Here is a 9,556-nt window from a genome sequence, read left to right on the forward strand (position 1 = left end):
GCCCCTACATTGTGGACAAAATCCGTAAGGGACTTGCGCTTTGATAATGTACCTTTTGGGCGAACGCAGTTCGCCCCTACATTGTGGACAAAATCCGTTACTGTAGGGGCGCAAAGCTTGCGCCCTCCGATCGATTGGGATATTATTCCCACGCAAGTCCCTTACTGTAGGAGCGCAAGGAACCTGCGCCCTCCGCTTGATCAGGTTTGCTGATCACCCTAAGTAGGGGGAGAGCCTTCGATAGCCCCCTTCCTCTTAGGGACTTGCGCTTTGATAATATGCCATCTGGCTGGTCTGATTCTTCTACAGAGCGATTTTCTGGCTGGTATATTATTCCCACGCAAGTCCCTTACTCTTGAACTACTCTCAACGGAATTGAGAGTAGTTCACTTCATCAGCTACAGCTTCAGGAATGACCACAAGCTCCTACAGTTCTTGTAGGATCATAATTTGGTCAATTAAGAGCAGGTAGCAAATCGGAGAAGTGTCAGAAACAACTATCATTTTGCTCTGAGTTCTTTGAGAGTTTGCAAATCGCGTTCTAGTTCAGTTTGATCATAATTCAGATAGACTCCCATCCGCTTTAAAAAGGCATGAGTTTCTAACCGAGAAGGTAATTGAAGGATGCGTCCAACTTCGGCCGTACTCAAGATACCAGCACGGTAAGCATCAGCAATAACCATTTCCAGCAGTTTATGAGCCAAATTATCGCCTGTTTGACCTAATCTCTGGGCGATTTCGTCGGGAATATCAACAGTGATTTTCATAAAATTATCGGAGTCGCTACCAGTTAGTTCTATCATAGGTGAAATAGATGGCTCTTCCAGTTTTTGTGTGGAAGGAAGAAGAATAGGGATAATTTGGGTGCATCTCAATTTGGTCGAAATATCTATAGGACATTTTGGGCGCACGCGATGCGCCCCTACCATTGGTGTAATAATAGGATTGTAGGGGCGAATTGCATTCGCCCTCTTTGATTTTTACAGTTTATTTTAAATAAATCAAGAGATTTAACCCCGGAATTGTGCGCGAGAGAGTCCAGATAAGGAGAGTGATATAAAAGATGCCGATACCCCATTGATACCAAACTAAAAAGGAAATGATAGCGGGTAATTCTCGATCGCGAACTCGCCAATCATTAAAGCCTAATTTTAGCAAATTATTGAGACTTAAATCGTAATAATTTAACCAATTCCAACGCTTTTGCCAAGGAATAGGAGTATAACGATCGCGAAAGAGGGGAAATTCAGGAACCACGGGTAAACGGGTGATTAATAAGCGTAATTGTCGCATACTGCCATCTTGCAGAAAATAGGAACTATCCATTAAATCGTGATAGCGTCCCCGACGATAAAGTTCGATAATTAAAATTAGGGGTAAGGGGACAAGAATTAGGGCAATAGCTGTTAAAGTTAGTAGGGGACGACTGGCAGATTGCAGGATATTAAACACACCAGAAAGGGTGAGAATAATATAGCTAGTTACCATACAAAAGATTTCATAACGACTAGGAATTACTGGTTTAGGAGTGAGACGACGCACGCGATCAATTAACCAAAATAAACAGCCAAAATAGGCAAAAATTATGATTCCTGTACCGAAAACTAAACTAAAATTTGTACCATCTTGACTTAAGAGTAATAGTAAAGCAAGGAAAGAAGTATGCAGAAAATCAGCTACCCAAGTGAGGTTAATTAGGCGAATAAATGAGATATTATTTAGCTTTTGTTTTAACTGTTGTAATCGCAATTTTTCGGTTTTGTATTCAATTTGATTAGCATCGGCAATTTGTTCTAGGGAGCGAAAATTACGAACTAAATTTCTTAAAACTGTCTCATTTCCTGCTAGGTTTGGTAAATAAATTGCCTGACCAATTACTCCTCTATCTCCCAGTATTTTCGCTTTATCGGAATCAAAAGCTAATCCCGATACACTCAAATAACTATTTTTAGTAAAAGTGGAATTACTAAAATCTACCTGATCTAAAAGTTTCACATCTTGAAAACTAACCACACCATTAAAATAACTAGACCGGAAAGCGCCCGATTTTTCAAAAGTGGCATTTCTAAAGGTTAATAAACTTAAAAATCTACTCTTAGAAAATAGCGGACGATCTCGCCATTGACTTTGGGAAAAATTAGCTTCTTTTTCCCAGAAAGTACGGGTAAAATCTGCGGGTTTATCGTATTTAGTTTGATCAAAATAAGCTTCGGCAGTAAAATGACTGCCATGGAAGTTAGTAATACTTTTAAAATGTGCGCTGCGAAAGATGGCTTTATTTAAAAATTGACTTTGACTAAAATTTACATCTCCCATAAAATTGGCTTTTGTAAATTTTGCCACCCTAGCAAAACGCGATTCTACCCAATTACTTTCACGACTAAATTTTGCTGCCATTGCTTCGACAATTTGCAGAAAAAAAGTCTTAGAAAAGTCCACTTCTCCCATAAATACCGTTCCCTGCAACTTCACCGGTCCACGAAATACTGTGACATTAAAAACCGGTTCATCGCTATCGAATAAAAAATTTTCGTCCTGTTGTAATAACTGTTCTTCTGTGGGTGATAACAAGGTAGCAAGGGCCACTTTTGTTAAAGGAGTCGGTAAACCCAGACGGGAAGCGATAAAATTGCCTTGAATTAAGGAATTACTAAAATCTAAACCTAGGGGTTGTTTAGCGCGATTAATTTGACCTTGAATCTGTTGATAAAATTGTTCTTGCAGTTCCTTATTTTCATCGCGGATATCGATAACTAAATTGGCTAAATCGATAGTAGTCATCCCTTCTTTAAGGACGGGTGCGCTTAAACGTTCCTGCAATAAAGTTACTGTTAAAGGAACCCTATCCACTACTGCCAAACTAGGGAGAGAATGTAAACAGAAAAACAGAAAAACAATGATTAGTAACCAGCAGCTTTTCAACAACGCACCCACGACAGTTATTTTCCTAAACAAGCTTGGATAGCCATTTCTAAATCCTCTTGGTTTAAATCGGTAATAACAAAGACCTCCTGAACACTTTTTCCTGTCCTCGCAATCAGCTTAAAACCACCACGAATTGGCACTGATATCCGCAATTGTAACCGCGGACAATGACCTTTTGAGCGAGAAAGTACCCCCGGGGTGACAGTGGTGATTCCCTGATAAGTAATTAACTTTTCTAATACCGCAATCAACCCCGGTATATGAGTAGAATGATTCCAAACTAAGCGACCATTATTCATAATTATGCGGCCTCTAGGGGAGCCATGGTTAATCCTTCCCGTCGCAATTGTTGGTGATAAAGTTCCGCTTGTTCTTGGGGACCTGTCCAGACAATTGCCTGTCCTTCGTAATGAACTTGATTAGTTAATTCCCAAGCTCGATCGGTGGTCATATCCGGGATATATTTAATTAAACAATTGGCCACATGATCGAAGGTGTTAAAGTCATCGTTGAGAACAATAACTTTATAGTTGGGATAAGTCTTTTTCACCCCTTGGGTGGACTTATCTAAGGTGGTACTAGGTGCGCTGGCCATAAAAGTTACAATAGGTCAAGGTTTTTGCGGTTAAATTCGAGCATTTTGACAACAATTAAGCGGCAAAAGCCACAGAATTATTATTCAAAACTTGGTGATAGTAATTTAATAACTGTTTGGTGGCCGCTTGCCATGCCCATTTTTCCGCTTCTAGACGCGCATTTCGTCGTAATTCCTCTCTTTCTGCCTTGGCGGTTAGTAATCTTTGGGTGGCACTAATTAAACCCTTTTCATCCCTAGGATCGAAGAGATGACCATTAACTCCATCGGTGACAATATCGGGAATTCCCCCCGAATTTGCCGCCACCACCGGACAACCGGCAGCCATGGATTCTAAGAGTACCAAACCGAGGGTTTCTGTGCGTGAGGGAAACAGAAAAGCATCTGCGGAAGCAAAAGCGGCGGCTAATTCTAACCCCTGTAAATAACCGACAAAATGGGTATTTGTGTCGGCAAAATGACTTGTTAAAGCTTCCCGATGGGGACCATCTCCCACAATGGCAAATCTTGCTTCGGGAATCGCTTCTAAGACTGGTTTAATGCGATCAATTTCTTTTTCGGCCGACACTCGACCGACGTATAATAAGAGAGGACTATCGGGGTTATTTTGGGATAATTTCAGTCTCATAGCCGGGGATTTTAAATGAGGTTGAAATAATTCCGTATCGACTCCCCTTTGCCAAAGCTCGACCTTTTCAATGCCACGACTAGATAATTCTTGCACCATAGCAGTGGAAGTGCAGAGATTTAAACTTGCTTGATTGTGGGCCAATTTTAATAATTCCCAGAGTAATCCTTCTAGGGAACCTAATCCATAGTGTTGTAGGTATTGGGGGAGATGGGTATGATAGGAAGCGACGAGGGGAATGTTCATAGTTTTGGCAAAATAAATGCCTCCCACCCCTAAAACAGCCGGGTTAACCACATGAATAATATCGGGTTTGAACCTCTCTAAAGCTTGACCGACTGAAGGCCGGGGGAAAGCCATTTTTAATTCTGGATATAGGGGTAAGGGAATCCCTGTAACTCCATGAATTTTAGCACCTTTGTACTCCTTTAAACCACCATCGGGAGAGAAAACTAATACTTGATGACCTAATCTTTGTAGGTGTTCCACGGTATGTTTAAGACGGGTGACAATACCATCGATTTTTGGTAAGAAAGTTTCTGTAAAAAGAGCAATTCGCATAGAGAAAACAAGGTTAAGTAATAATTAAGGACAAGCTTTTTTTGAGATAGCTAGGAATAATTACTGAATTTCTCAAGGCAATTAACTCCCCAATTAATCATAGATCAGAAAGGCCAAAGGTTTTAATCACTCGATCGCTACCTTCGATAACCACCGTCGCTCGATAATTATCGCCGATTGCCGCTGTCCATAATTGCCATTCCCCCGCCACATTGTCTAATTTTAAGGGATTGAGGCCCACTTCCACTCGATCGAGTCCCCCGCTAATTCCCGTTCCCAGTGCCTTTAAATAAGCCTCTTTTGCCGTCCATAACTGAAAAAATAGCTTTTCCTTCTCTGCGGACTTTTCAACAAGCTCATGTTCTTTAGCACAAAAAAACCTTTTTGTCAAGCTATCTAAATCTTTCATCTGGCGCATTTTCTCTAAATCTACCCCAATGCGAGCGGTTAAAGTCAAGCCACAGATTGCCATATCTTCGGAATGGGAGAGATTAAACTGTAATTGGTAGTTAATACTCGGTTTTCCCCGTTCACTGTAGATAAACTCGATTTTTTCGGGACTTATCGCCAAATATGACCCTAAAATCTCGCGTAAACATCCCCTAGCCACCAAAAAACGCCGCTTGTGTTCGGGAAAATGGTAACGATTAGCTCTAATTATTTCATCTTCCGAGAGCAAAGAAGCCAGTTTTTCTAGTCTATCCCCAGAGGGATCAAGACTGATAAAATAGAGATGAACCTCATCGGTAGATATAAACATTAAACTCAGAAGCGATCAAATAATTAATTATCGGTAAATTTTACCTTAAAATGAGAATTGCCGACTCAATAATTTATCCACCTTCTAACTCTTGACTTTGCAGCACACCTATGAACTTTTTTCATACTGAAGACCAACTCCAACAGTTCGGCACAGATATTTTAGAAACAACTTGGCGAGAATTTCCCCAATTAGCTCAAGAACAAATCGCCCTAACTTGGATAGTATATGATCCTCCCGTTATCGTCAACACGGGGGGAGCAATTTCTCACGAAGAATTCTGGAAATATTCCCCCCGCGGCTTTAGTTATCGAGGACAAGAAAGAACCTATCCCGCTAGTTTAGTGAAATTGTTTTATCTAGTAGCAATTCATGAGTGGTTAGAGGGGGGAATGATTGCCGAAAGCAGCGAATTAAATCGCGCCATTCGTGACATGATTGTTGACTCTAGTAATGATGCTACCAGTTTAGTTGTAGATCTGGTCACGGGAACCACTAGTGGTCCAGAAATTGCCGCCGGTCCTTTTGAAACTTGGAAGCAACAACGCAACATAGTTAATCGTTATTTTCAATCCTTAAATTGGCCAGAATTAGCGACAATTAACGTTAATCAAAAAACTTGGTCTGATAGTCCCTATGGACGTGAACGCAATTTTTTAGGGGAATTAATGGAAAATCGCAATATGTTAACTAGCAATGCAGTGGCGCGTTTAATTCATACTATTGTTGGGGGGATTGCGGTTTCTTCCCAACGTTCCCAGATGATGATGTCTTTACTAAAACGAAGTCTTAATCCTGCTGATTGGACAAGTCAAGGAGATGATACACAAATCTTAGGATTTCTGGGACAAGGATTACCAGAAAATAGTCAAATTTGGTCAAAAGCTGGTTGGACAAGTCAAGTACGTCACGATGCAGCTTATATTGAAATTCCCCATCATACTCCCTATCTATTGGTGGTATTTACCGAGGGAAAAGATAACAGTCAAAATCGCTCAATTTTACCTTTTATTTCCCAGAAAGTAGCCGAGAAAATTATGCAGATCCATTAATTTAAGCTGTGGGTAGGATGGGTTTCTCTGCTTGGTGCATCTCAATTTTGTAGAAGTATCTATATCACATTTGGGATCACGCGATATTACATTTGGGCGCACACAATATTACATTTGGGCGCACGCGATGCGCCCCTACTATTGGGGCGATAATGTTATTGTAGGGGCGAATTGCATTCGCCCTCTTTTAATAACTTCTGCTGCTCACCATAAGTGAGAGATGGGGTTCGTTCTTGCAGCTGAAATACTCGATTAAGTTTAGTCTGTGCTTCACCTTGACGAGAAGGACTGTAATCATTTAAACTAACAATAAGTTGTTCTTAAGTATTTCCTCAAATGTGTGACTTTCAACCCTCGCCATTGTCATAACGAAAGGGAAGTGGAGAGTAAATTAATTGTCCAGTATTTACTCCCCAAACTAGGCTACAATGCCGAACATTGGTATCAACAAGTTAGCTTCGGTAAAGTACGCTTAGATTTCCTTGTTTCCGCTCAAAAACCTATCAAAAAAAAGCAGTTTTTATCCTCTCACTGTCTAATTGTCGAGGCTAAAAACCCCAGAGAAAAGCTCATCAATCATCGTCACCGCTTAGGTTATTATCTCAACTACTTTAAAGTGCAGTGGGGATTATTAACCAATGGTTATGAGATTCAACTTTATCAAAGAAAACCCGATAAAATTTATTTAGTTTTTAGATGTTCTGGGTTAGAAATTGCCTCTCACTTAGAACAGTTAAAATCTCTGATTGGCTACGAAACCTTATCCCTAGGCATTCCACCGCTCAATTCTCCAACAATCAACCACAGAAACCCCATGAAAACCATCGCAATTTATCATCATAAAGGTGGTGTTGGTAAAACCACCGTCGCTACTAATCTAGCGGCGGCTTTGAGTAAAAAAGGCAAGCGAGTTTTATTAATTGATATTGATGCTCAAGCTAATAGTACCTTTGCCGTTGGTTTAATTAAGTTTCAATTCGATGATGACGATGATTTAAAAGATAAAAATGTCTTTCATTTGCTAGATAACAGTAACCGCATTTTTATTGAAAATATCGTCAGAAAATCCCAAGGATTCAATCATCCAGAAATTGATGTTATTCCCTCTCACATATCTTTAATTGCTAACCAAGCTAAAATTAAAGATAATGCAGCGGTATTTGCTAGATTGGCAAGAAAATTAGAGAAAGTAAAGGATCAATACGATATTGTAATTATTGATGCACCTCCCGCACTTGATTTATATGCACGCATTGCTTTAATTGCAGCTGACTATCTAATAATTCCTTCAGATCTTAAACCATTTTCTAATCAAGGATTAGATAGCGTTAAAAACTTTGTTCAAGAGGAAATTAATGAAAGTCGTGGAGATTTGGGTAAACCAACCCTACAAATTTTAGGCGTTTTACCTTCCAAAATTTCCACCCATGCTCAATACTTAAAATATAATTTCCCCAAACAAAAACAAGTGATTCCAGACAAATATGGTTTACCTTTGATGGAATCAATTATCTCGGAAAGAATGCCTTTATCTCGCTGTATAAATCAATACGTTACTGTGGGAGATTTAGAAATTCCTGCCCCCCAATCTATAATCGATTATGCCGAACATCAAGCTGATGCAGGAGTATCAGCAGCAGAATTTGAAGCCTTAGCACTGGAAGTTTTAGCTAAAATAGGAGTTAAATAAATGTCGAAATTTTTACGAGTCGATATTACTGATATTAATCCTTCTGTTCCCAGAGAAACCTTCTCCGAAACTGAATTAGAAAATTTAGCCAATCTTATTATTGAAATGGGTGGACTTATTCGCCCTGTTATTCTCAAAAAAGCTGATAATAAAAAAGTTGATGAACGTTATAATATTATCAGTGGAGATTTAGAATATTATGCTTCTGTTATCGCCAATCAGAAAGTTCCTGACATCGAGATGATTAACGCTTTTGTAGTTGATAAAGAAGCGGAGAATATCGCTTTACAGCAAATACAGTTATTATCTCCTTCTCCTGGGTTAATTACCACGCCTGAAAAAACAGATAATCCTCTAGAATTGAGGATGAATAATCTTGAAAAACGATTAGAAACCCATTTACAAGCAATCCGAGAGGAGTACCAAAAAGAAATCAAAAGACTGGAAGAAAAAATTATTATTTCTCCTCCTCCTTCTCCTCCTTCTAAGTCGATTTTAGAGCTTTTGAATACCTGTGATGCTAATCAACTTAAAAAAGGGGGAATTCCACCTGCATCTGTTAATGATTTTCTGAAAAAACGTTCAGAAAAGCCCTTTAATTCTTTGGAAGATGTCCTAAATCGCCAGGTGTCAGGAGTTAAAGAGAAAAGATTAATTAAGCTTGTCGATTATTTGCTGACTTATAATTGATTTTTGTGGGTGTGTTGAGCTACTTTAACACACCCTACCGATGGATGTTATAATAATGGAAGATCAGTAAAAAAGCCTGATCCGATAGCGTGCAAAGATTAACTAGAAGACGGGTGAAAAGAGAAAACTTATGACAACTACCCCAGTAATAGCTGATTCTTTAACAATTCCTCCCCTAGAAAACGGCGATAAATTAACTCGATGGGAATTTGAACGACGTTATCAAGGGATGCCCCATCTCAAAAAAGCGGAATTAATTGAAGGAATTGTTTATATGGCATCTCCCCTCAGATTTGAAAGTCACGCCGAGCCTCATGCTAATATTATCGGATGGTTAGCTCTCTATAAAGCGGCGACTCCAGGTGTTAGATTAGGTGATAATGCCACCGTGAGATTAGATATTGATAACGAACCCCAACCGGATGCCCTATTAAGAATTGACAAGGGAGGACAATCGACAATTAGTCAAGATGATTATGTAGAAGGTGCGCCGGAATTAATTGTCGAAATTGCAGCTTCTAGTGCTTCCTACGATGTTCATCAAAAATTAAATGTTTACCGTCGCAATCAAGTCCAAGAATACCTAGTCTGGCGGTTTTATGAACAAGAAATTGATTGGTTTCGGCTACAGGCAGGAGAATATATTAAACTAGAA

The 9,556-nt window shown here is 39.5% G+C and carries 10 protein-coding genes; 4 read left to right on the plus strand and 6 right to left on the minus strand.

All coding sequences use genetic code 11. The annotated features are described in order from the left end of the window. Positions 1-500 precede the first annotated feature (500 nt). The 6 genes from IM496_RS10535 to IM496_RS10560 form a co-directional block, all read right to left on the minus strand. On the minus strand, positions 501-803 hold the full coding sequence (locus tag IM496_RS10535) for a UPF0175 family protein (protein WP_194016182.1): 303 nt from the start codon (positions 801-803) through the stop codon (positions 501-503). A 184-nt stretch (positions 804-987) separates the two neighbouring features. After that, positions 988-2,934 carry a pentapeptide repeat-containing protein gene (locus IM496_RS10540; protein WP_287661892.1) on the minus strand — a complete coding sequence of 649 codons (1,947 nt, stop codon included), beginning with the start codon at positions 2,932-2,934 and terminating at the stop codon, positions 988-990. Positions 2,935-2,939: 5 nt separating this feature from the next. Further along, a complete protein-coding gene (locus IM496_RS10545; RefSeq protein ID WP_002732155.1) occupies positions 2,940-3,224 on the minus strand; it encodes a DUF2103 domain-containing protein in 285 nt (94 codons plus the stop codon). 2 nt (positions 3,225-3,226) lie between these two features. Continuing rightward, complete coding sequence (clpS, locus tag IM496_RS10550) at positions 3,227-3,520, minus strand: ATP-dependent Clp protease adapter ClpS (RefSeq protein ID WP_004269012.1); 294 nt, start codon at positions 3,518-3,520, stop codon at positions 3,227-3,229. A gap of 55 nt (positions 3,521-3,575) precedes the next feature. Continuing rightward, on the minus strand, positions 3,576-4,709 hold the full coding sequence (locus IM496_RS10555; protein ID WP_287661893.1) for a glycosyltransferase: 1,134 nt from the start codon (positions 4,707-4,709) through the stop codon (positions 3,576-3,578). 97 nt (positions 4,710-4,806) lie between these two features. After that, a complete protein-coding gene (locus tag IM496_RS10560; RefSeq protein WP_004269010.1) occupies positions 4,807-5,469 on the minus strand; it encodes a 4'-phosphopantetheinyl transferase family protein in 663 nt (220 codons plus the stop codon). 110 nt (positions 5,470-5,579) lie between these two features. Between IM496_RS10560 and IM496_RS10565 the strand changes: the two genes are divergently transcribed. The 4 genes from IM496_RS10565 to IM496_RS10580 form a co-directional block, all read left to right on the plus strand. Then, positions 5,580-6,521, plus strand: a complete 942-nt coding sequence (locus IM496_RS10565) for a serine hydrolase (protein WP_194016176.1) — start codon at positions 5,580-5,582, stop codon at positions 6,519-6,521. Positions 6,522-6,861: 340 nt separating this feature from the next. Next, on the plus strand, positions 6,862-8,211 hold the full coding sequence (locus tag IM496_RS10570; RefSeq protein ID WP_194016173.1) for an AAA family ATPase: 1,350 nt from the start codon (positions 6,862-6,864) through the stop codon (positions 8,209-8,211). Continuing rightward, on the plus strand, positions 8,212-8,901 hold the full coding sequence (locus tag IM496_RS10575; protein ID WP_287661894.1) for a ParB N-terminal domain-containing protein: 690 nt from the start codon (positions 8,212-8,214) through the stop codon (positions 8,899-8,901). Positions 8,902-9,031: 130 nt separating this feature from the next. After that, positions 9,032-9,556, plus strand: a 525-nt coding sequence (locus IM496_RS10580; protein WP_287661895.1) for a Uma2 family endonuclease, incomplete at its 3' end; no start/stop codon positions are given.

This window comes from Microcystis sp. M049S2 (assembly GCF_020245625.1).
In the GTDB taxonomy this organism is placed as follows: Bacteria; Cyanobacteriota; Cyanobacteriia; order Cyanobacteriales; family Microcystaceae; genus Microcystis; species Microcystis ichthyoblabe_A.

What these genes read in the sequence shown, in the direction of transcription:
- IM496_RS10535 (WP_194016182.1), bottom strand. Translation starts at nt 803, where the DNA reads ATGATAGAACTAACTGGTAGCGACTCCGATAATTTTATGAAAATCACT.
- IM496_RS10545 (WP_002732155.1), bottom strand. Translation starts at nt 3,224, where the DNA reads ATGAATAATGGTCGCTTAGTTTGGAATCATTCTACTCATATACCGGGG.
- clpS (WP_004269012.1), bottom strand. Translation starts at nt 3,520, where the DNA reads ATGGCCAGCGCACCTAGTACCACCTTAGATAAGTCCACCCAAGGGGTG.
- IM496_RS10555 (WP_287661893.1), bottom strand. Translation starts at nt 4,709, where the DNA reads ATGCGAATTGCTCTTTTTACAGAAACTTTCTTACCAAAAATCGATGGT.
- IM496_RS10560 (WP_004269010.1), bottom strand. Translation starts at nt 5,469, where the DNA reads ATGTTTATATCTACCGATGAGGTTCATCTCTATTTTATCAGTCTTGAT.
- IM496_RS10565 (WP_194016176.1), top strand. Translation starts at nt 5,580, where the DNA reads ATGAACTTTTTTCATACTGAAGACCAACTCCAACAGTTCGGCACAGAT.
- IM496_RS10575 (WP_287661894.1), top strand. Translation starts at nt 8,212, where the DNA reads ATGTCGAAATTTTTACGAGTCGATATTACTGATATTAATCCTTCTGTT.